The sequence below is a fragment of the Kocuria carniphila genome (genome assembly GCF_004136555.1).
GTDB lineage: Bacteria > Actinomycetota > Actinomycetes > Actinomycetales > Micrococcaceae > Kocuria > Kocuria carniphila.
The window spans coordinates 12539-33319 of record NZ_NOIT01000002.1; the positions used below are offsets into that span (position 1 = coordinate 12539).

At 64.2% G+C, this 20781-nt stretch carries 20 protein-coding genes; 15 read left to right on the forward strand and 5 right to left on the reverse strand.

The window, feature by feature from the left end; all coding sequences use genetic code 11:
- The first annotated feature begins 338 nt into the window (after window positions 1-338).
- Both EWV37_RS01470 and EWV37_RS01475 read left to right on the forward strand, forming a co-directional pair.
- The gene (locus EWV37_RS01470) at window positions 339-800 is read left to right on the forward strand and encodes an RrF2 family transcriptional regulator (RefSeq protein ID WP_095796275.1); all 462 of its coding nucleotides are present in this window, start codon (window positions 339-341) and stop codon (window positions 798-800) included.
- A gap of 67 nt (window positions 801-867) precedes the next feature.
- Window positions 868-2058 carry a globin domain-containing protein gene (locus EWV37_RS01475; RefSeq protein WP_129699523.1) on the forward strand — a complete coding sequence of 397 codons (1191 nt, stop codon included), beginning with the start codon at window positions 868-870 and terminating at the stop codon, window positions 2056-2058.
- A gap of 98 nt (window positions 2059-2156) precedes the next feature.
- Here the strand turns inward: EWV37_RS01475 and EWV37_RS01480 are convergent, their stop codons facing one another.
- The gene (locus EWV37_RS01480) at window positions 2157-3566 is read right to left on the reverse strand and encodes a phosphomannomutase/phosphoglucomutase (RefSeq protein ID WP_238662995.1); all 1410 of its coding nucleotides are present in this window, start codon (window positions 3564-3566) and stop codon (window positions 2157-2159) included.
- Between the two features lie 83 nt (window positions 3567-3649).
- Between EWV37_RS01480 and manA the strand changes: the two genes are divergently transcribed.
- The 4 genes from manA (at window position 3650) to EWV37_RS01500 (ending at window position 6736) form a co-directional block, all read left to right on the forward strand.
- Window positions 3650-4846 carry a mannose-6-phosphate isomerase, class I gene (gene manA, locus EWV37_RS01485; protein WP_129699525.1) on the forward strand — a complete coding sequence of 399 codons (1197 nt, stop codon included), beginning with the start codon at window positions 3650-3652 and terminating at the stop codon, window positions 4844-4846.
- 135 nt (window positions 4847-4981) lie between these two features.
- Window positions 4982-5491, forward strand: coding sequence for a TetR/AcrR family transcriptional regulator (locus EWV37_RS01490; protein WP_158222888.1), 510 nt, complete (start codon window positions 4982-4984; stop codon window positions 5489-5491).
- A 12-nt stretch (window positions 5492-5503) separates the two neighbouring features.
- Window positions 5504-6070 carry a hypothetical protein gene (locus EWV37_RS01495; RefSeq protein WP_129699526.1) on the forward strand — a complete coding sequence of 189 codons (567 nt, stop codon included), beginning with the start codon at window positions 5504-5506 and terminating at the stop codon, window positions 6068-6070.
- Window positions 6071-6073: 3 nt separating this feature from the next.
- On the forward strand, window positions 6074-6736 hold the full coding sequence (locus EWV37_RS01500) for an SDR family oxidoreductase (RefSeq protein ID WP_095796281.1): 663 nt from the start codon (window positions 6074-6076) through the stop codon (window positions 6734-6736).
- Here the strand turns inward: EWV37_RS01500 and EWV37_RS15450 are convergent.
- Both EWV37_RS15450 and EWV37_RS01510 read right to left on the reverse strand, forming a co-directional pair.
- Window positions 6733-7209 carry a nuclear transport factor 2 family protein gene (locus EWV37_RS15450; protein ID WP_165189170.1) on the reverse strand — a complete coding sequence of 159 codons (477 nt, stop codon included), beginning with the start codon at window positions 7207-7209 and terminating at the stop codon, window positions 6733-6735. The two genes, EWV37_RS01500 and EWV37_RS15450, sit on opposite strands and share 4 nt — an antisense overlap.
- Complete coding sequence (locus EWV37_RS01510; protein ID WP_129699528.1) at window positions 7206-7772, reverse strand: nuclear transport factor 2 family protein; 567 nt, start codon at window positions 7770-7772, stop codon at window positions 7206-7208. The genes EWV37_RS15450 and EWV37_RS01510 overlap by 4 nt, the downstream gene beginning before the upstream one ends.
- A gap of 77 nt (window positions 7773-7849) precedes the next feature.
- Between EWV37_RS01510 and EWV37_RS01515 the strand changes: the two genes are divergently transcribed.
- The 4 genes from EWV37_RS01515 (at window position 7850) to EWV37_RS01530 (ending at window position 12267) form a co-directional block, all read left to right on the forward strand.
- Window positions 7850-8188 carry an acylphosphatase gene (locus EWV37_RS01515; RefSeq protein ID WP_095796283.1) on the forward strand — a complete coding sequence of 113 codons (339 nt, stop codon included), beginning with the start codon at window positions 7850-7852 and terminating at the stop codon, window positions 8186-8188.
- A 79-nt stretch (window positions 8189-8267) separates the two neighbouring features.
- The gene (locus tag EWV37_RS01520; protein WP_129699529.1) at window positions 8268-10118 is read left to right on the forward strand and encodes a pyruvate kinase; all 1851 of its coding nucleotides are present in this window, start codon (window positions 8268-8270) and stop codon (window positions 10116-10118) included.
- A 160-nt stretch (window positions 10119-10278) separates the two neighbouring features.
- Window positions 10279-11055, forward strand: a complete 777-nt coding sequence (locus EWV37_RS01525) for a di- and tripeptidase (RefSeq protein ID WP_095796285.1) — start codon at window positions 10279-10281, stop codon at window positions 11053-11055.
- A 177-nt stretch (window positions 11056-11232) separates the two neighbouring features.
- Window positions 11233-12267, forward strand: coding sequence for a glycerophosphodiester phosphodiesterase (locus EWV37_RS01530; protein WP_380098559.1), 1035 nt, complete (start codon window positions 11233-11235; stop codon window positions 12265-12267).
- 100 nt (window positions 12268-12367) lie between these two features.
- Here the strand turns inward: EWV37_RS01530 and EWV37_RS01535 are convergent, their stop codons facing one another.
- Together EWV37_RS01535 and purB are read right to left on the reverse strand one after the other, a co-directional pair.
- The gene (locus EWV37_RS01535; protein WP_129699531.1) at window positions 12368-13285 is read right to left on the reverse strand and encodes an Ltp family lipoprotein; all 918 of its coding nucleotides are present in this window, start codon (window positions 13283-13285) and stop codon (window positions 12368-12370) included.
- A 102-nt stretch (window positions 13286-13387) separates the two neighbouring features.
- Entirely contained in the window at window positions 13388-14821 is a 1434-nt protein-coding gene (gene purB, locus EWV37_RS01540; RefSeq protein ID WP_193554288.1) for an adenylosuccinate lyase, read from the reverse strand.
- A gap of 202 nt (window positions 14822-15023) precedes the next feature.
- On the opposite strand from purB, the gene EWV37_RS01545 reads away from it, so the two are divergent.
- The 5 genes from EWV37_RS01545 to EWV37_RS01565 are packed head-to-tail and all read left to right on the forward strand — an operon-like array spanning window position 15024 to window position 20729.
- Window positions 15024-15464 carry a hypothetical protein gene (locus EWV37_RS01545; protein WP_095796289.1) on the forward strand — a complete coding sequence of 147 codons (441 nt, stop codon included), beginning with the start codon at window positions 15024-15026 and terminating at the stop codon, window positions 15462-15464.
- The gene (locus tag EWV37_RS01550) at window positions 15461-17371 is read left to right on the forward strand and encodes a lipase family protein (RefSeq protein ID WP_129699533.1); all 1911 of its coding nucleotides are present in this window, start codon (window positions 15461-15463) and stop codon (window positions 17369-17371) included. The genes EWV37_RS01545 and EWV37_RS01550 overlap by 4 nt, the downstream gene beginning before the upstream one ends.
- A gap of 20 nt (window positions 17372-17391) precedes the next feature.
- A complete protein-coding gene (locus tag EWV37_RS01555; protein WP_129699534.1) occupies window positions 17392-18552 on the forward strand; it encodes a histidinol-phosphate transaminase in 1161 nt (386 codons plus the stop codon).
- Between the two features lie 24 nt (window positions 18553-18576).
- Window positions 18577-19758, forward strand: a complete 1182-nt coding sequence (locus EWV37_RS01560; RefSeq protein WP_238662996.1) for a thiamine pyrophosphate-dependent enzyme — start codon at window positions 18577-18579, stop codon at window positions 19756-19758.
- Window positions 19755-20729: an alpha-ketoacid dehydrogenase subunit beta gene (locus EWV37_RS01565; RefSeq protein WP_129699535.1), complete on the forward strand. Its 975-nt coding sequence runs from the start codon at window positions 19755-19757 to the stop codon at window positions 20727-20729. Before EWV37_RS01560 ends, EWV37_RS01565 begins: the two co-directional genes overlap by 4 nt.
- Window positions 20730-20781 lie beyond the last annotated feature (52 nt).

Below are 20781 nucleotides of genomic sequence, written 5' to 3' on the forward strand. Positions count from 1 at the left end.
TTGTGGTGCGTCGACAGGCGTCTGGGTGGGCCGGTCTTCGGCACGTGTCTTGCGAGAAGGCCACAGTGAAAAGGCCATGACCTGAATCCCCCTACGTGAATTGGTTCTAGCCCGCTGTCGCACCCCTGGGCCCCCAAAGCCCGGGGGGTCACAGCTTTCCCAGTATAGGAGCGGGTCACTGGGCCACCCAGGGAAAAACACAAGTGTGGACCACGGCGCAATGAGGTGTCAGGCAAAGGGGGGGACGGGCACGTGAGGTGGAATTTTCCACAGTAAGTAACAGTTATTCCTAGGTTGGCAGCGTTTAATGAATCCATCACCACAGAAGGGGCCGAATCGTGAAGCTGACTGCTTTTTCTGACATCGCCCTGCGCGTGCTCCTATTGATGGGCGGGCTGCCTGGGGGCACCCTGCTGTCAACTCAGCGGATCGCCGAGGGTGTCGGAGCCCCTTATCACCACGTGACCAAGACCGTGGCCAAACTGCGCTCCATGGGGCTGCTCGCCTCTCAGCGCGGGCGAGCCGGCGGAGTGATCCTGACGGAATCCGGACTTGCCGCGAGTCTGGGGTCCGTGCTGCGAGAGCTCGAGGCCAACACCGCCATTGTCGAGTGTGAAGCGGATGAGACTTCATGCCCGCTCAATCACGGGTGCAAGCTTCGCGGGGCCCTTGCCCGGGCACGGGAGGCCTTCTACCGCGAGTTGGACGGCGTCACCATCGCCGATCTCGTCAACGAGCGCCAGGTCGGCAGGGTGGCGGTCACCATCGGTCTGGTTCCGCCGAGTGACGCCTTCGCTTGAGAGCTACATTACTTGTATCTGGGATGCTAGATTTCATAGCGCAAGGTTTCCAACCTAAGGAGCAGCCGTGCTGTCCGAGAAGTCTCGTCCCGTTATTGAGCAAACCATTGGCGTGATCGCAGAGCGGATCCCCGCGATCACCCCCGAGTTCTACAAGTCCATGTTCAACGCCCGCCCCGATCTGTTGGACGGCATGTTCAGCCGGTCCAACCAGAAGAACGGTACGCAGCCCCAGGCGCTGGCCGGTTCCATTGCGGCCTTCGCGTCCCACCTGCTGAACAACCCGGATTCCTACCCGGACGAGGTACTCTCTCGCGTGGCTCACAAGCACGCGTCCCTGGGCCTGCTGCCCGAGGAGTACCCCACCGTTCACGAGCACCTGTTCGGGGCCATCGCCGCTGATCTCGGCGACGCCGCGACCCCCGAGGTCGTTGCCGCGTGGGACGAGGTCTACTGGCTCATGGCGGACGCCCTGATCAAGCTCGAAAAGGGCCTCTATGGTCAGCAGGCGAACGACGTAATGTTCGCGCCGTTCACGCTGATCTCCAAGGAAGACATCGCAGAAGGCGTTGTGGCCTTCGAGTTCGAACCCGCGGACGACACCCCGCTGACCCGCTCGATCCCCGGCCAGTACGTGACCATTCAGGTCAAGGTCAAGGACGGCATCCGTCAGCCTCGCCAGTTCACCCTGGTTCCTTCGCCGGAGGGTCACCGCCGCGTGGTGATCCGTAAGGATCCCCAGGGTGAGGTCACGCCCATCCTGCACGAGGACATCAACGAGGGCGACGTCCTCGAGATCTCCAATCCCTACGGTGATGTGGTCTTGGACGAAGGCCACGGTTCTCTCGTGCTGGCCTCCGCCGGGATCGGCACCACCCCGATCGTGGCGTTCCTGGATCGACTGGCCAAGGAAGGTTCCCAGCGCAAGGTCACCGTGCTGCACGCGGACCACTCCAAGGATCGCTGGCCGGGTCGTCAGATCATGGAGCGCCTCGTGGACAGCTTGCCCAATGCCACGATGATCACCTGGATGGAGACCCCCGGAGATGGCGATTACGAGGGCTTCATGAACGTTTCGGAGGTGGACCTGGACGTCGATCAGGACACCACCGCGTTCATGTGCGGCCCCCTGCCCTTCATGAAGGGGTTGCGCTCGCAGCTCATCGAAAAGGGCGTTCCGGGCCGGAACATCCACTACGAAATCTTCGGTCCCGACCAGTGGATGCTCCACGACGAGGCCCGCAAGGCCGATTCCTGAGCCTCAGCTGGTTGTTCTGATACCTAGCATCACGGACGACGGCGCCGCACGAGAATTCTCGTGCGGCGCCGTCGGCGTCAAGACAGTGGGCGCGAGCGTCAGCCCTGTCTTACCAGGCCAAGCGCGGTGTCACGCACGCGCTCCATGGTGGCGGTGTCCGGAGCCTCCACGTTCAGACGCAGGAACGGCTCGGTGTTGGAGGGGCGCAGATTGAACCACCAGCCCTCGCCCGGGTGCGTGAAGGTGGTGCCGTCCATGTCCTCGACCGTGACGGCCGGATCCTGCTCGGCGTAGTAGGCCCGCACGCGATCCACGGCGGCTGCTTTGTCCTCGATCTCGGAGTTGATCTCCCCGGAAGCGACGTACGGATCGTAGCGTTCCATTAGGTCGCTGAGCGTGCCCTGCTGCTCGCCGAGTGCGGCCAGCACGTGCATGGCCGCGAGCATCCCGGTGTCCGCGTTGTAGAAGTCCTTGAAGTAGTAGTGAGCGGAGTGCTCACCGCCGAACACGGCCTTCTCCGAAGCCATCACGGCCTTGATGAACGAGTGGCCCACGCGCGTGCGCACCGCGCGACCGCCACTGGCCTCCACCAGCTCCGGCACGGCCTTGGACGTAATCAAGTTGTGGATGACCACGGGCTGCTCGTTGCCCTCTGCCTGGGCGCGAGCGATCTCGCGCTCGGCCACGATGGCCGCAATCGCCGACGGCGACACGGGCTCGCCGCGCTCGTCCACCACGAAGCAACGGTCCGCGTCTCCGTCGAAGGCCAAACCGATGTCCGCGCCGTGTTCACGCACGGCGGCCTGCAGGTCCACCAAGTTGGCGGGCTCGAGCGGATTGGCGGGGTGATTGGGGAAAGTGCCGTCCAATTCGAAGTAGAGGGGCACGATCGTCAGGGGGAGCGCCTCGAGCTCGGCATCGCCAAGGACGGCGGGGGTCGTGAGACCGGCCATGCCGTTGCCTGCGTCCACGACGACCTTGAGCGGACGGATCTCGCTGAGGTCCACCAGGTCACGGAGGTAACGGGCGTAGTCGGCCAGCACATCTCGGCTGGTTTCAGTGCCCTGCTGCTCGGCCTGCGGAATCTCACCCGAATCCAGGTACTGCTGCGCGAGGTCGCGGATCTCGTACAACCCGGTGTCCGAGGACACCGGGACGGCTCCAGCCATGGACATCTTGATGCCGTTGTAGGCGGCGGGATTGTGGCTCGCCGTGAAGGTCACGCCCGCGCAGTTGAGCGTGCCGCACGCGAAGTACAACTCGTCGGTGGAGATGTTGCCGATCTTGATCACATCCGCGCCGCGCATCATGGCGCCCTGCGCGAATGCATCGATGAACTCGGGGGATGAGGGTCGCATGTCACCGCCCACGGCCACGGTGGTTCCGGCCAGGTCGAGCACATCGACATAGGCCGCACCGGTGGCCCGCACGCTGTCCGCAGTGATGGTGGAGCCCACAATGCCGCGCACGTCGTAGGCCTTGAATGAGGAAGAAAGATCTATGGTCACAAGGCCGAATTCTACGTGAGACGTTCCAAGGAGCGGACGAGGTCCACACGAATCCTCAAGCGCTCTGTGGTTGGATGAACTGCATGGCAGAGTTCTTTCGGATGGACAATCCGATTCAGAATTACGCATGGGGCTCACGATCGGTTCTGGCCACCATGCAGGGTAGGCCTGTCCCCAGCGAGCAGCCGGAGGCCGAGCTGTGGATGGGTGCTCACCCTAGCGCGCCCTCCCGAATTGACATGGGCGAACACTCCCAGAGCCTTGCTGAAGTCCTACCCGATCTCCCGTTCCTGCTCAAGATTCTGGCCATTGCGGCGCCTCTCTCAATTCAGGTCCACCCCTCGACTCGGCAGGCACAAACGGGATTCTCGCGGGACAACGAGCGGCAGGTTCCGCTGGATTCTCCGAACCGTAATTACAAGGACGACCGCGCCAAGCCGGAAACTGTGGTGGCGCTCACCAGCATGTGGGTTCTCGCGGGGCAACAATCCGGTGCTGAACTGCGTGAACTTGCTCACGAACTGCGCCTGGACTGGCTCGCGTGGGCGGCCAATCAGCCCTCGGCGCTGCGGGCGGCACTGACCTTGTCGGGAGAGGATGCGGCGGATTCCATCCGGGCGTGTGTGCGTGCGGCCGCGCGGCTGCGCCGGACCCGGTTGGCGCACCTGCCCGAGGCCGATGACGACTACGTGACCCTGTGCCCCAAGGCCACGCCGCTGGAACGTGCGGTCTATCTGATCGAGTTGCTCGATCATCACTATCCGGGGGACCCGGGAATGCTCGTGGCCCTGTGCATGAACCTGGTGCATCTGTACCCGGGGCAGGCGATGCACACCCCGCCCCAGCAGTTGCATGCTTACATGTCCGGGACGGCCGTGGAGATCATGGGGTGTTCGGACAATGTGCTGCGCGCGGGTCTGACCGAGAAGCACATGGACGTACCCGAGCTGTTGTCCGTGTTGGCACCGCAACAAGCACCGATCGACATCCTGGATCCTGATTTCAGCCCGGACGGCTCGGTCGACTATCCCTTGTGGGATGCCAACCTGAGCCTGGTGGCATTCCAGGTGCATCGCAAGCATTCGCTTCGCCGTTGGATCAGGGGTACCTCCGTGGTGCTGGTGGCGGAGGGGCGTGTCACCGCGACGATCCCAGAACGGAGTGCCCGGACCCACGAAATCCCGGCGGGACATTCGTTGCTGTACTCCGGTGAACCCGGGTTCGTGGAGTTCGATGGCGAGGGTCTGGTGTTCGTGGTCACGGGCAGCGTGGCGCACTAACGCGGGAGACTCCACCCCTTAAGGGGTGCCCCGCGCTCCAGGGATGACGTTAAATGGGAAGTAGGCGTACTATTTAACTTCTCATCGGATTTGGAGACTCCCATGGATCGACGGATTGAACGAACGCGAAGAGCGGTGGTTGATGCCACCGTCGATCTGGTGTCCCGCCGTGGATCTCACGTGGGCATGACGGAAATTGCGCAGGCCGCGGGCGTGAGCCGCAAGGCCGTCTACGAAAATTTCGGGTCGCGGGACCAGGTCCTGTTGCAAACCACCGTGAATCTGCTGCGCGCTGAGTTGTCTTTGAAGAGCGCCACCCTCAGCGGCGAGGGTGATGTTCTGGAACGGCTTGCGCACACCGTGGCCGATCATATGATCGAGTACAGGGACTATTACACAGCGGTGCTCTCCGGTCCGGGGGGATACCTGGCCGGAAATGCGCTGGTGGTGCAACTTGCCGCCGCATGCCGCCAACTGCGTAATGAACAGCACCAGCCCAGCACATCCAATTTGCAGGACCGGTTCATGATTCACGGTCTGCTGGGTGTGTTGACGGAAGCACTGGTAGAACACGACAGCGCCGACCTGCACGCCGTGGTGTCACGGCTGTACAAAGAAATGGCGGCGCCACACCGACACTCGTAGAGAGGACCCGCCATGGCACAGGAATACAGACTCACGGGAGCCGACCGCTCCAACGTCCCGATTCCTTCGCTGAAGTGGGTCGACAAGGTGTGGAAGCGTCGCTTGGCGGTGGTGGGGGTCGTGGCACTGATCGCAGCCATCGCCGGGGTGTTGTTCAATGATCAACTCGCCCGCACCGGATTCTTCGACAGCGCCTGGCAATGGCCGGTGCTGCTCGCCGGAGCCGCAGCATCTCTGGGCGGTGTGCTCCTGTCGTTCATGCGCGTGGACCAGGTGCCTCGTGTGGGAATGATGGAAGAACGCGCCACCGGCTCCAAGGGTGTGCGTGCGAGTGCTCGCACCGGCAATTTGCCGCGGGACACCGCGCATCTAAGGGTCCAGGACTACATGGCCGTGGAAATGGTGCAGTACGGCTGGCCAATGATTCCGGCCCTGGTGGGAATGATTTTGATACTCATCGCGCTATGGACAGTGGCGCCCGCCGTGGTCATCGCCCTGCTGCTCGTAGCGGTGTGGGCCGCCATCCGAATCAACGGAACGGCCACGGCACGGAAGTACTACCGGCTACGGAAGGACTAACCCATGTCAGACATCACGATCATCGGCGGCCACGGAAAGGTGGCCCTGCAGCTCAGTCAGATTCTCACCGGCGACGGTCATCGCGTGAATTCCGTGATCCGTTCCGAATCACAGATTCAGGACGTGGAGGACACCGGTGCGAACGCCGTGGTGGCAGACGTGCAGAACCTCGACACGGAGGGTCTCACCGAATTGCTGACCGGCCAGGACGCCGTCGTGTGGTCCGCCGGAGCGGGTGGCGGGGACCCCGAGCGCACCTACGCCGTGGACCGCGATGCCGCCATTCGTTCCATGGACGCCGCCCAGGCCGCGGGCGTGAACCGCTACGTAATGGTTTCCTACATCGGAGCGGGACAGGACCACGGCATTCCCGAGGACGACTCGTTCTACGCGTACGCCCAGTCCAAGGCCGACGCGGATGATCATTTGCGCGCCAGCTCGCTCAAGTGGACCATTCTGGGTCCCGGCACCCTCACGGATGACGAGACCACCGGCATGATCACCCTCGAGCCCGGCCAGGACGACGACGCCGCCAACACAGCGCGAGGAAATGTCGCCTTGGTTGCCGCGGCAGCTCTGACCGCACCCGACACCACGGTCGGACGGAAGATCGATTTCGCCGATGGTGACACGGTAATCACCGAGGCGTTGGCGAACCTCTCCTAAGAGGCATCCGCCAGGAAATCACTCAATCCCAGGTCGCGCTGGGAGGGACCCCCGGGGTCGTTCTCCCAGCGTTGCCCACGGGACACCCGGCGCTGGTTAATCCGCCACCCTTGATCGGTGCGGACCCATTCGTCCAAGTAATCGCCGGAGGCCAGTGACCCGTCGTGACGCACGATGAGGTACTTGCTCCATGATCGCGCGCGTTCCCTGCCCGTCGAATCGGCAGGGAGCCGCGCGATCACCGTATCCGTGGTGAAGTGCGGGTGGTACGGAGCAACCCGTTCGATGCGGTCCGCAATTTCATCGCGTGACTGCGTGTAGTTACCGGGCGCGCCGAATTGGGCGTCGGCGGTGAAGACGAGTGGCAGTCGATCCCAGTCGCGGTTGTCGATGCAGTGCGCGTAGCGCGCCAGAACGTCGTGGATCTGTAACGCGTCATCGAGGGGGACGCGAACCCATCGTGCCGCGCTCACCGGAGCTGCCCGTCGTTGCGGCGGATGCCCGCATCCGCAACCGATTGCTGGGCCCGGAGGATGGCGTCGTCGAAGTGCACGAATGTATAGGGCCCGGGCACGTATCCGCCACCCTGACGCCCCGGTTCGCGCAGCATGTTGCGGGCGTGGACCACACGGCGTGAGATCCGCCAACCGGCCGGAGTCCGGACCAGGGCGTCCACGACATCGGCACCGACAGCGCGCTGGTCGAAGGACACCATGATCAGGCGGCTCCATGTGACCGCAGTGTCGCCGTCAATGGGCTCAATCACGGAATTGAGTACGTGCACACTGCCGTACTGCGCCAATTGCGAGAGTTCGTAACCTTGCCGGATCCCCGCGGGGCCGGGCAGTGTTGTGGAGGGTGCCATGTCTTCCAGCGACTCGGGGGCCTCCGTGCCCGGGGACAGGATTTCGACGTCCTCCGTGACCACGTCCGCCAAATGATCCCACTCGCGGTTGTCGATCACGTGATTCAGGAAATGTAGGGTTTCCACAATCTCTAACCGATCCTGAGGGCTGAGCGAGGCGGCATGGGACATGGTTGGAGCGACCTTTCGGGAGTCCTGCAGAACACGCAGCAATGTGTTCTTTCAGAAGTATCTCCTAATCTGGGGTTATGGAGATGCCATCACTGCACCCGCGCCCCTCGGATGACCGCGAACGCGAAGAACTCGACCTGAACGAATCCTTGGCCATGACTGCCGTAATCCACGGCACCGTGCAAGGCGTGGGGTTCCGCTACTGGGCCTGGCGGCACGCCGAGAAGTTGGGTCTGGTGGGGCACGCGACCAACAACTCTGACGGCACCGTGACCATCGAGGTCGAAGGCCCGCGCTGGGCCCTGCAGGAGTTGCTCAAGTCGCTGAACTCGAGTGACACCCCGGGGGTCGTGATGACCGTCGATGCACACTACGGTCCCGTCACCGGACGTTTCAGCGAGTTCACCCGGAACTGAACTGAACCCTGTTCACCTCGCGTAAATCTGTTGTTACTACGGTGATTGAACACCATCGGACCAGGGGGTTGAAACGATCATGAGCCAAGTGCCAGACCACGTGTTCCAGCAGCGCCGAGAGTTGGCGTCGCAAGCCATGGACACCGTGGAGGAACTGTTCCGGGTGGTCAGGGCCGCGCGGTCGGCTCAGCTGGATCGCATCAATCGGGTTCTGCCCCGCCACCGGTGGTCCGCGGTCAATCTGGTCGATTACGCGGCGGTGCGTAGCCAGGACGTGCGGCAGTTGCAGTCGGATCTTTCGGATCTGGGGCTTTCCTCTCTGGGCCGCATGGAGGCCGGTGTGGAGGACCATCTCAAGGCCGTGCTGTTGAGCCTGGCGGCCGTTGCCGAGCGCCCCGAACCCAATCTGGACATGCTGGACGTGGGTATCGAGCCCGGGGAAGGTCACGGCAGCGGTCAGGACATCCTGGAGCGCAATGCGGTGCAGTTGCTGGGCCGTAGTCCCGAGGACCGCGAAACCCGCATCATGGTCACGTTGCCTTCCGAGGCAGCCGCCGACGCCGCCCTGGTGCGGGACATGGTGGCCGCCGGGATGAACGTGGCGCGCGTGAACTGCGCCCACGACGGCCCCGAGGAATGGGCGCGCATGATCGATCACGTGCGCACGGCGGCGTCGGACTTGGGCAAGGACCTGCGTGTCTCGATGGATCTGGGCGGGCCCAAGGTGCGCACCGGACCGATCGAGCCGGGTCCGCGGGTCGAGAAGATCAAACCCGAGCGCGACGCCACGGGCCATGTGACCGAACGGGCCAGGCTCTGGCTGGGCACCTCACCCCACGACGACCTGATCCCGTCCGTCCCCGTGAGCCCCGCAACCTGGCTCTCGGAACGCACGGTGGGGGAGCGGATCCGATTGCGGGACGCTCGCGACTCGGGCCGTTCGCTACGTGTAATGGCAGTTGAGGACGGCGGCGTGCTGATGGAGTTCGCCAAGACCGTGTACTTCGCGACGGATCTGGTGCTCAAGGCCGGCAACGGTGACGAGGCCACCTTGGGCGAGCTGCCGGAGACCGAACAGGCGCTGCGGCTGAACATCGGGGACACTCTGCGCCTGGTGCGCAGCCTGGAACCGGTACCCGCGGTGACGCAGTCGCCGTTCACCATTGGCTGCACCCTTCCCGAGGCGTTCCAGGACGCCGCACCGGGAGACCGGGTCTGGCTGGACGATGGCAAGATCGGCGGCGTGGTGCGGACCGTGACCCCGGACAGCATGGACATCGAAGTCCTGCACACCGGGCCCAACGGGTCCAACCTCAAGGCAGAAAAGGGCATCAACTTCCCGGACACCGATCTCCGGATCCGCTCGCTCACGGAGCAGGACCGTCGGGACCTGAAATTCGTGGCCCGGAACGCGGACATCGTGAACATGTCGTTCGTGCGCAGCCGCACGGACGTCACGGACCTCCTGGACGAACTCACTCGCTTGGACGTCACCGAGGTGGACGTAACCCTCAAGATCGAGACGGTGGGCGGCTTCGAACAACTCCCGCAGATGCTGCTGGAAGTCATGCGTTGGAAGGACGCCGGCGTCATGATTGCCCGCGGCGACCTGGCGGTGGAAACCGGTTTCGAACGACTCGCGGAGGTGCAACAGGAGATCCTGTGGCTGTGCGAGGCCGCCCACGTTCCGGTCATCTGGGCCACGCAGGTGCTCGAAAGTCTGGCCAAGAAGGGTATCCCCTCCCGCGCGGAGGTCACGGACGCCGCAGAGGGTCAACGCGCCGAGTGCGTGATGCTCAACAAAGGCCCGTTCATCATTGAAACGATTGAGGCGCTGTCCTCGATCCTGGGGCGGATGTCCGGGCACGTGATCAAGAAAACGGACCTGCTGCGCAAACTGCACGCGTGGCGTGAATTCGTGAGTGCTTAGGCGGCCGCCCGGTGGGTGAGCCGTGGCGGGGAACGGTGGCGAGCGGCGTCGTCGGATAGCGAACAGCCCGCGCGGTGATCAGCGGGCTGTGGAATAGTTGACCCGAATGATCGGCGAGACCCGCCCCAACCCATGAGTAAGCCTTGAGGAGTGCACCGCTATGGACATGAACCCGCTGAATAAGGCCTTTGACGAGGACGGCAAGCCCAAGCCGGGCGTCAATAAATTCTTGAACCATGTGCTGCGCGCGCAGCGCCCCATGGTCATCAAGGCGCTGCAGCGTGAGCGCGAGCAGCACCCCAACGAGTCTCCGGAGCAGATCGCCAAGCGCCTGACCAAGACGTACCAGCGCACCGTGACCCTGGGCGGCGGGGCCGTGGGCGCAACCGCGATGGTCCCCGGTATCGGCACCATCGCTTCCCTGGGGCTGTCCTCGGTCGCCGTGGTCGGCTACCTCGAGGCCACCGCGTTGTACGCGCAGGCCATGGCGGAGTTGCACGGTGTGTTCCCGGACAACGAGGAGCAGAACCGCACGATGGTCATGGCTTTGATGCTCGGCGAGGACGGCAACCAGCTGATGAGCCAGATCCTGGCCAACTCCAGCCGCTCCAAGGGTCTCACCAACAAGTGGGGGCTCATGCTCGGTAAGGGTGACAGCGACAAGAAGTTCGATGCCGGTCGCACCATTCGCAACATGTTCGTCAAGCGTTTCCTGGCCAAGCAGACCGGCGCAGTGATGGGCCGTGCCCTGCCGTTCGGTATCGGTGCCGTGGTGGGTGGCGGCGCCAACTTGGCCATGTCCCGCCAGGTGATCAAGTCCGCCGAGGAAGCATTTGGCGAATTTCCCACGGAGTTCCCCGCTGCCCTCGATGACCGTGCCGAGTCCTTCAAGGACGGCACCAAGGTCAAGGAGCCGGAGTCGATCGAGAAGAAGTAGTTCGATCCACTGATCGCGCAACACGCCCCGGGGGCCCATCCATGGATGGGCCCCCGGGGCGTTCATGTTCCCGTCACACGCATTTCGTCAGCGGCTCAGAGCGGCTTTAGGCCTGCGCGTTACGGTGGCCGCGTGTTCACCCCAAGTGGCTCCCCCGGACAATCCTCCACTGACACGCTGTCCGAGCGTTCACGAACCACCCATCGCCTCCCCGAGCGACCCTTGATCTTCGCGCACCGCGGCTCATCAGAGGCGTTTTCCGAACTCACCCGTGCCGCCTACGTGCAGGCGTTGCTCGACGGCGCGGACGGGGTGGAATGCGATGTGCAGCTCACCCGCGACGGGCACCTGGTCCTGCACCACGACGCTCAATTGGGCCGCACCTCCAACGGCAACGGCCCCGTCTCGCAGCACACGCTGGCTCAGCTGCGGGCCTTGGACTTCACGTCATGGAAGGGTGTGCCGATCCCTTCGTCCCACGGCTCTGCGGACGAGCAGTTGCTGACCCTGGACGAGTTGCTGGACCTTTTGGAGGCCGCGGGGCGATCCATTGGCCTGGCGGTCGAAACCAAACACCCCAGCCCGTTCGGGCACGGCTTGGAAGAGGCCGTCCTGGTGCTGCTCATGCGCCGTGGCTGGGATCCGGAAACGGGGTGGCTGGGCAACATCAAGGTGTCGATCATGAGCTTCCACCCCGACGGCGTTCGCTACCTTCTGCAGTCCGTCTCACCGCGGCACGTGTGCCAGTTGGTCGCGGACACCACCGTGAGCACGGTGCGCCACAGCATGCGGGTCGGTCCCGCGGCGGCCATGGTCTATCGCGCCGGGATGCGCCTCGTGGTGCCCCCGGCGGTGCCGATCATCGCTCACGGTGAGGTGGAGCTGGCCGGGCCTGGGATCCAGTTCGTGCGTGACCACCTACACGAGGTGATCAACTGGCGGGCCAACGGCTCCGTGCTGCGGGTGTGGACGGTCGACTCGTTCGTGGACACGCACCTGTGCCTTGCCATCGGGGTGCAGCAGATCACGACCAACGTCCCTGCTGACGTGCTGCGCTGGGTGGGGGAAGCCACGGATGGGACGGCCACCACGGAGTCCACTGCCGCGTCGTGCCACCCAGCCATGGAGCCGACTGCGGCCAGTGGTCGGCATGCGCCCGTGCGGGCGAAAAGCCGAGGGCCACGCGTTGCTGGGAATCCCTTGTACGCGTAGCCCTCCGGCCGATCATGATCCCGCACTGCGTGGAGCTAGCCGAGGATCACACGTTCTTGCTCTGGATGCCCGTCCAAGAACTGCCCAGGGCACCCGTTGATCAGAGCCCCGTCTGTCCCGCTCCGTACGTTGCCTGTTCCTGCGTGAAACCTTCGAAGACCAGTTGATCGATCAGTCCGCTCCGGGAAAAGGACGAGGAATCGAGGTATTCCTGGGCCTTCTTCGCGGCTTGCTCGTTGTAGTCGATGCTCAAACTGTCGACCGCAGCGGCCGAATCTTCGGGCGAGAAATCCTCGAACTCCAGTTGCTCGATCAGGCCGCTGCGAGAAAACGCCGAATAATCGATGTAATCTTCAGCCTTTTTCTTGGCTTGCTCACCGTAGTCGACATCAAGAGAGTCAACCGCAAGAGTTGCGTCCTCGGGTGAGAACCCCTCGAACTCCAGCTGTTCGATCAGACCAGTTCGCGAAAAGGCCGAGTACTGCAGGTAACTCTCTGCCTTGTCCACGGCATTCTGCTGAGACAACGGCGTTGATCCAGAATCTTCATCCTGCTCGGTCTCGGCGGAATCCGCGCCTGTGTCCCCGAGGGGCTGATCGCTGGCGACAGCGCTTTCCTCGGGCGTGGGCTGCGGTGCTTCGGTCGGTTCAGCCGGTTCTTCGCTGGGGGCCTCTTCCGCCACCGCTGGGCCAGGAGCCTCGGTAACACTCTCCGTATTACTCTCCGTGGCAGCTTCCGAGGTGGCGGAAGGAGTTTCGACCGGATTCTCGGTCGCAGTGGCACTGGACGTCTCGTTGCTGACTGGCGCGGCATCGTCATTACCGCCACCGAAAAGAGCCGCACATCCAGCAAACAAAAGGATGACAAGTACAAGTAGGCCCAAACACCCTAGGGCCCATTTCTTCTTGCCCGTTTTCCGCGGCGGTGCCTGGCCATTCCCGTTGTGGTGGAACTGCTGGGTTTGCGAATCGTACTGGCCATTGTGCGGCCCCGGTTGATTCGGGGGGATCTGTGACATGACAGTCTCTTTCTCAGGGGGGTGACTTCATGTTCACTATAGGAATCGGTGTGGACTGTGACGCAGCGCACGGTCATTGACGTCCGTGTCGCACCCTATATTTCACTTCGCGTAGCGATCCACGAGCTGCTCGGCCAAACCGGTGTACTGGCCGGGGGTCAGGCCCTTGAGCCGCTGCTCCGCAGCCTCCGACAAACCCAGCTCGCCGATGAACTCGCGCATGCGCTCGCCGTCCACGCGGTGGCCGCGAGTCAGGTCCTTGAGGCGCTCGTAGGGGTTGTCCATTCCCTCGCGTCCTGCGATGGCCTCGGCACGCATGGCGGTCTGGACGGCCTCGCCGAGTACCTCCCAGTTCTGGTCGAGGTCCTCGGCCAGCAGGTTCTCGGCCACGTCCAAGCGCTCCAGACCCTTGATCACATTGGAGATGGCGAGCATCGAGTGACCGAAGGCCACCCCGATGTTGCGCTGTGACGAGGAGTCCGTGAGGTCACGCTGCCAGCGAGAGGTCACCAGGGTGGCACCCAGGGTGTCCAGCAACGAGCAGGAGATCTCCGCGTTGGCCTCGGCGTTCTCGAAACGGATGGGGTTGACCTTGTGCGGCATGGTGGAGGAGCCGGTGGCACCCTCGACAGGGATCTGCTGGAAGTATCCGATGGAAATGTATGACCACACGTCCGTGCATAAGTTGTGCAGGATCCGGTTGAAGCGCGCGATGTCCGAGTAGAGCTCGGCCTGCCAGTCGTGGGATTCGATCTGAGTGGTCAGCGGGTTCCAGTCCAACCCCAGACCCTCCACGAAGGACTGGGAAATGGCCGGCCAGTCGGTGTCCGGGGCGGCAGCCACGTGGGCGGCGAATGTGCCGGTGGCGCCGTTGATCTTGCCCAGATATTCGGTCTGGGCAATGCGGTTCAGTTGCCGGTTCAGGCGGTGTGCGAAGACCGCGAGTTCCTTACCGAGCGTGGTGGGGGTCGCCGGCTGGCCGTGCGTGCGGGACAGCATGGGCGTCGCCTTGGCGTCCTGCGCCATGTCGCTGATCGCGGACACGAGCTTGCGGGCGGCGGGCAGCCAAGCATCTTCCACGGCGTCCTTGACGCTCAATGCGTAGGAGAGATTGTTGATGTCCTCGGAGGTGCACGCGAAGTGCACCAGCGCCTTGAGGTGCTCCAAACCCAACTCCGGCAGGCGACGCCCGATGTAGTACTCCACGGCCTTCACGTCGTGAACGGTCACGGCCTCGATCTCGGCCAGCTCCGCCACGGACTGCACATCGAAGTCGGTGACGATGGCCCGCAGGCCGTCCTTCTGCTCCTGACTCAGGGGCTCCAGACCAGGCAGCGCCCGTTGCTCACACAGGTGAATGAACCATTCGACCTCCACGTGCACGCGCTCGCGGTTGAGCGAGGCTTCCGAGAGGTAGTCGACCAGGATGCCGGCCTGGGGTCGGTAACGACCGTCCAAGGGTCCCAACGCGATGGGAGGGGTCTGCTGGCTCAGGGCCACGCGTCCGGAGGGGAGAGTGTGCGGAGTCTTCGACATGATCTTCATTCTTCCACGCCTCCGCGAGCGCGCCGGCTCGGTGTCCATCGACGACGACGCCGCGGCGCCCGTTCTCCACGGGCGGGCGGGTACGTGGGGCATCGGCTGCGCATCCACAATCCGGCCTGCTCGACCGGTCATGTCACGGGGCGGGTTCTAGCGTGAAGTTCTCTGCGGAATCCGCGCCTGGAAGGAAGTTGGCATGTCGTCATCGATTGCACCGAGCGGTCCGGGATCCTCCGGGTCCGGACCCACCGAGCCATCGGGGCCGTCGCCGGCGGGAATGGCAGGTCTCCTGTACGAGCGCATTGTCATGCTGGCCGGCTCCTACGATCGCACGGCGGATGAGCTGCTGGCGCTGACGGCACAACTCCGTGCGGCAGAGGCTGCGGAATGGAAAGGGCAGGCGGGACTGGCCTACCGGACACGGCTGGAGGAGCTGACCGCGGAGGTTCAGAGCGCCGCCCACGGGTACCGCACTGTTGCAGCCGAATTGCGCGCGGGTGCCGCGGGGCTTTCGGCTCAGATCGGAGCAGTTGAACAGTTCCTGGACCTGGGCACCCTTGGTGCCTCGGTGTTGGGGGTGCTGGCCCAGGCGGAACAATCGATTCCACAACACGGTCCCGCGGGACTGCAGCGATGAGTATCGACACGGAACGTGTGATCACGGGTCGCGCTGAAGATGTGCACGCGACGTTGTTCGGCACGGACTCCGGTGGCCGGCTACTCCTGGACCACCCCAACGTTCCGATCGACACTCGAGCGGCCATCACGTCCGCCACCGAATCCATGCGGGTGAGTGGCGGCACCGCCCCGGGCGGCCTGGAGGTCAGCACCGAAGCCATCTCGGTAGCGGCCGGAGTCCTCTCCAGAGTGAACGAACGCGCCGGTGACGTGCTCCTGGGAACCACTGCTACAGATGTGGAGGTCGCGGCGTGGAGCATGACGGGACATCCGCTGCTCGTGGCCGCGGCGGCGTCGTCGGCGTTGACGAAGGCCGCGCTCGCGGCAGCTCAGGCGCGTATGACGCTGACGCAGCTGCACCTGGCGAGCGCGCAACAGCACTACGAAATGGTGGAAGCCAGCGTGGGGTCGTTGTTCGGGCCGGGCATCCTGACCATGCCGGGATGGAACCTCACGGGGTCTTCCATGAGCGGTCTCCGCACGACACTGGACGAATTCACCGACGCGGTGCAACGCGCGGACATTAGTACTCCCGCCGAATTCGCCACCAGGGTGCGGGTCACCTCCTTTGGGGTCGTGGTGGCCGGCGGCGGACCGGAAGGCACCAACGCGGTGATCCGTGGTGTGGGCCTGGATGACGTGCTCGACTCGAGCCTCCGTACCCCGTTGCCATCGGTGGTGCTGCGTCATTCGCGGGCCCACCGGGACCTCGGAGGCCAACCGGGCGATGAGTTCACACTGGGGCAGTACGCGCGAGTGTGGGCGGACGGGCTGCTGACGGGAGTCGGCGAGACCGAGGCGCACGTGGGTCCCGAGGAGGCGGCCGTGCAGGCTGAGTTGGGTGCGTCCTGGCCTGTGGTGCGCGCCGCCGTCAACGGACTCAGCGGCAGGTCAGGATTCGAATGGCTCACCGCCTATTCCACCGGTCGAAGTCTCTCTCCGGCCGAACGGCTGCTGTACCCGCTCGTACGCGGTCATGCAGTGCGTCCGAAGGCCAAGGAAACGATGACCGGTATTACGCCGCGCAACGCCTCCGACCACGGGATGGCCGGGTTGGCCAAGCGACCACTGCCCGCGGGCGTCGAATTCGACGGTGCGGTGCCCGTGACGGTGGCGGGGACGGCCGGGGCACTCAAGGACGCCAAGAACATCGTTGAGGATCGGGAGAACAGTACGGTCATGGTCCAAAAGTCCACCGATAGTTCGGGACGGGCCGCGTTCTCCGTGGTGCTCACAGGCACGGAGGTGTGGCACGACGGCCAGGGGGTTCATGACATCGCCGGCATCGTCGAGGGCATGAAGGTGCAACCGCACGATTCGCTGGACGAACTACCTCCCGCACAGCGCGCGGTTCTCGAAGCGCTGAAGGATGCGGGGATCCGGCCGGGGGATTCCGTGGTGCTCACCGGTCACAGCCTGGGCGGTATCGATGCCGCGGGGCTGGCCTCGAACAGGGCCTTCCAGGAGCGGTACTCGGTGGCCGCTCTGACGACTTTCGGAGCACCCGTGGGTGGCTTCGAGTTCTCCCAGGACACCTCGGTCATGGCCGTTGAACACTCGGACGACATGGTGCCGCCGTTGGACGGGGTCGGGAATCCGGACGGCGAGAACCGCTCGACGGTCCGCGTGGACACGCAGTACAACGGCCAGTATTCGACCGTGGGAAGTCTCAGCGGAGTGGGTGCTCACGACATGTACGCGTACACACTGGGAGCCCAGGGGATCAGCAACTCGGGGCACGCTGCGGTGACGAAACACGAACAGGCATTGCGTGCCGCAATTCCTGCGGGAACTGACGCGAACACCGAAACCTACATATACGAAGCCACGGAAGAACACATTGTCCACAACCCGGAGGATCGGTAGCGAGAGTTAGCATTGGGCCTATGAGTAACGCCACGCCGTCAGCCGATTCTTCAGGCACCGAGCAGAACGCGGAGCGGATCATCCCCCGAACCGCGCTGGCTCAGCTTCCCGCGTACGCCGCCGGAAAGCCCGCTACCGAGATTCCCGGACTGGTGGCCTACAAGTTGGCGTCCAACGAGAACCCTTACGGGCCGGTACCGGCGGTGCGCCAGGCCCTGTACGATTTCGACCTGTTCAACCGCTACCCGGATCCCGCGGCCACCGTGCTGTGTGAAGCGCTCGCGGGCTACCTGTCGGTCCCCGCTGCAGACATCGTGGCCGGCGCGGGTAGCTTGGGCGCGCTGAACCAACTGCTGGCGGCGTTCGCGGGAACCGGCCAGGACGGCCAGCCGGACGAGGTCATCTACGCGTGGCGTTCCTTCGAGGCCTACCCGATCTCGGTGGGACTGGCCGGAGCGTTGAGCGTCCAGATCCCCAACCGCCCGGACGGTTCCCACGACCTTGAGGCCATGGCTGACGCGGTCACCGATCGCACCCGGGTGATCCTGCTGTGCACACCCAACAACCCCACCGGACCCAGCCTGCGTGCGGCGGACGTGCACGAGTTCTTGAAGCGAGTCCCCTCACGCGTGCTGGTGGTCATCGACGAGGCCTACTGGGAGTTCCAGCGTGCCGAGGGCCTGGTCAACGGTATCGACTTCTACCGGGAGTACCCCAACGTGGTGGCGCTGCGTACCCTGTCCAAGGCGCACGGACTGGCCGGGTTGCGCGTGGGGTACACAGTGTCCCAACCACACGTGACCCAGTACTTACGGCAAGCCACCCCGGCCTTCAGCGTCACCCAGGTGGCCCAATTGGCCGCGGTGGCGTCCATTGAAAACATTGACCAGGTCGACGAACGCGTCCAGCAGGTGGTCGACGAGCGCGAGCGTGTCCTGGCAGGTCTGGCGGAACTCGGGTGGCAGCACCCGGAAACCCAGGCCAACTTCGTGTGGCTGCCGCTGGGCGAACACAGTCAGGCCTTCAGCGAACTGTGCGATGCGCACGCGTTGTCGGTCCGGCGCTTCGGATCCGAGGGTGTGCGTGTGAGTTTCGGAGAAGCGGAGGCCAACACTCGATTGCTCGAGCTGTGCGCGCAGTTCCCGTACCCCAGCACCATGCCCATGAGCAGCACCAACTAGGCCACTCGGAAGGACAACCCAACCATGGCAGCAAAGATGCACCCCGGGACGGTCGAGAGCGCCGTGCCCAGGCTCCAGTTGCTCGACGAGCAAGGCACGGTCCACGAGGACCCCACCTTTTCCCCGTTCGTCGAAGACGTCGACACGGTGGAACTCAAGGGCCTGTACCGCTCCATGGCACTGGCACGGCGTGTGGACGAGGAAGCCACCTCATTGCAGCGTCAGGGCCAACTGGTGCTGTGGGTGCCGCTGCGCGGTCAGGAAGCGGCGCAGGTCGGATCCGCGTGGGCCACCGAACCCACCGACCGCATCTACCCGTCCTACCGCGAGCACGCCGTGGTCTTCCACCGCGGTGTGAAGCCCGGTGAGTTGCTGCAGCTGTTCCGCGGTCACACCGCCGGCGGCTGGGACCCCAACGAACATCACGTGAATCTCTACACCATGGTGCTGGCTTCTCAGGTGCCGCACGCGGTGGGTTACGCCATGGGCACAGCCCTGGACCGCAAGGCCGCCGAGGACGCGGGCGAGCAGGTGAGTGAGACACCGGAGGCCGTGGTTGCCTACTACGGAGACGGTGCGAGCACCGAGGGTGAGATCCACGAATCCATGGTTTTTGCAGCGTCCTACGACGCCCCCGTGCTGTTCTTCGTGCAGAACAACCAGTGGGCCATCTCGGTGCCGTTCTCCACGCAGTCCCGCGTGCCGCTGGCCACCCGCGCCGCCGGTTACGGTTTCGAGGGTCTGCGTGTGGACGGCAACGACATCCTGGCCGTGCTGGCCGCCACGCGCTACGCACTCGACAAGATCCGCCGCGGGGAAGGTCCCGTGATGATCGAGGCCGAGACCTATCGCATGGGCGCTCATACCACCGCGGACGACCCCACCAAGTACCGTCAGCGCGACGAGGAAGAACAGTGGGGCACACTGGACCCGCTCGAGCGGCTGGAGATGTTCCTGCGCGAAACCCACCACGTGGGTGATGAGTTCTTCGATTCGGTGACCAACGAGGGTCGTGAAATGGCGGACGAGTTGCGCGCGGACGTGCTGGCCATGGTGCCGCCCACCTTTGACGAATTCTTCGACAAGGCCTACGCGGACCCGCACTCGCTGATTGACGCGGAACGCGCCGAGTGCCTGGATTACCAGGCAGGCTTCGCTCCGCAGGACGACCAGGATGACTCCGGCTCGGAAGGAGCTCACGCGTGAAGCAGCTGACCATTGCCAAAGCGATCAACGCGGGGTTGTCCCGGGCCATGGAGGAAAACCCCAAGGTCATGCTCATGGGCGAGGACATCGGTTCCCTGGGCGGCGTTTACCGCGTCACCGAGGGCCTCAAGGACCGCTACGGCGCCCACCGGGTACTGGACACACCCCTGGGTGAGGCGGGCATCGTTGGAACCGCCATCGGGCTGGCCGAACGCGGTTATCGGCCCGTGTGCGAGATCCAGTTCGACGGGTTCACGTTCCCCGCCTTCAACCAAATCACCACCCAGCTGGCCAAGATCCATGCCCGCTCAGACGGCAACCTGACCGTGCCCGTGACCATCCGCATCCCCTACGGCGGTGTGATCGGTTCGGTGGAGCACCACTCGGAGTCACCCGAAGCACTGTTCGCCCACACAGCGGGTCTGCGTATCCTGGCGCCTTCCAACGCGCAGGACGCCTACTGGATGTCACAGCAGGCCATCGAGTGCAATGACCCGGTCATCATCTTTGAACCCAAGCGCCGCTACTGGCTCAAGGGCGACGTGGACGAGAATCAGCCCACTGGCGATCCGTTCAGCGCCGCGGTGGTGCGTGAGGGGCAAGAGGCCACCATCGTCGCGTGGGGCCCGCTGGTCCCCGTGGCGCTCGCGGCCGCTGAGGCCGCACGGGAAGACGGCCGTAGCGTGGAGGTCATCGACCTGCGCAGCCTGTCTCCCATCGACTTCGATACCGTCACGGCATCCGTGCGGAAGACCGGTCGCCTGATCATCGCCCACGAGGCCCCCACATTCGGTGGACTGGGCGGGGAGATCGCCGCGCGCGTGACCGAGCGAGCGTTCTACTCATTGGAAGCCCCCGTGCTGCGCGTAGGTGCCTTCCACATGCCCTACCCGCCGGCTGCCGTTGAAGAGCATTACGTTCCGGACCTGGATCGCGTGTTGGAAGCACTCGACCGATCCTTCGCCTACTAATTATTCCTAAGTCACGAATCGCTCCTCGCGGGCGGTATCGCAGGAGGTAGAA

Coding starts and splice junctions, on each gene's coding strand:
- manA (WP_129699525.1), top strand. CDS start 3,650: ATGGCAGAGTTCTTTCGGATGGACAATCCGATTCAGAATTACGCATGG.
- EWV37_RS01495 (WP_129699526.1), top strand. CDS start 5,504: ATGGCACAGGAATACAGACTCACGGGAGCCGACCGCTCCAACGTCCCG.
- EWV37_RS01500 (WP_095796281.1), top strand. CDS start 6,074: ATGTCAGACATCACGATCATCGGCGGCCACGGAAAGGTGGCCCTGCAG.
- EWV37_RS01510 (WP_129699528.1), bottom strand. CDS start 7,772: ATGTCCCATGCCGCCTCGCTCAGCCCTCAGGATCGGTTAGAGATTGTG.
- EWV37_RS01515 (WP_095796283.1), top strand. CDS start 7,850: ATGGAGATGCCATCACTGCACCCGCGCCCCTCGGATGACCGCGAACGC.
- EWV37_RS01520 (WP_129699529.1), top strand. CDS start 8,268: ATGAGCCAAGTGCCAGACCACGTGTTCCAGCAGCGCCGAGAGTTGGCG.
- EWV37_RS01525 (WP_095796285.1), top strand. CDS start 10,279: ATGGACATGAACCCGCTGAATAAGGCCTTTGACGAGGACGGCAAGCCC.
- EWV37_RS01535 (WP_129699531.1), bottom strand. CDS start 13,285: ATGTCACAGATCCCCCCGAATCAACCGGGGCCGCACAATGGCCAGTAC.
- purB (WP_193554288.1), bottom strand. CDS start 14,821: ATGTCGAAGACTCCGCACACTCTCCCCTCCGGACGCGTGGCCCTGAGC.
- EWV37_RS01545 (WP_095796289.1), top strand. CDS start 15,024: ATGTCGTCATCGATTGCACCGAGCGGTCCGGGATCCTCCGGGTCCGGA.
- EWV37_RS01550 (WP_129699533.1), top strand. CDS start 15,461: ATGAGTATCGACACGGAACGTGTGATCACGGGTCGCGCTGAAGATGTG.
- EWV37_RS01555 (WP_129699534.1), top strand. CDS start 17,392: ATGAGTAACGCCACGCCGTCAGCCGATTCTTCAGGCACCGAGCAGAAC.
- EWV37_RS01560 (WP_238662996.1), top strand. CDS start 18,577: ATGGCAGCAAAGATGCACCCCGGGACGGTCGAGAGCGCCGTGCCCAGG.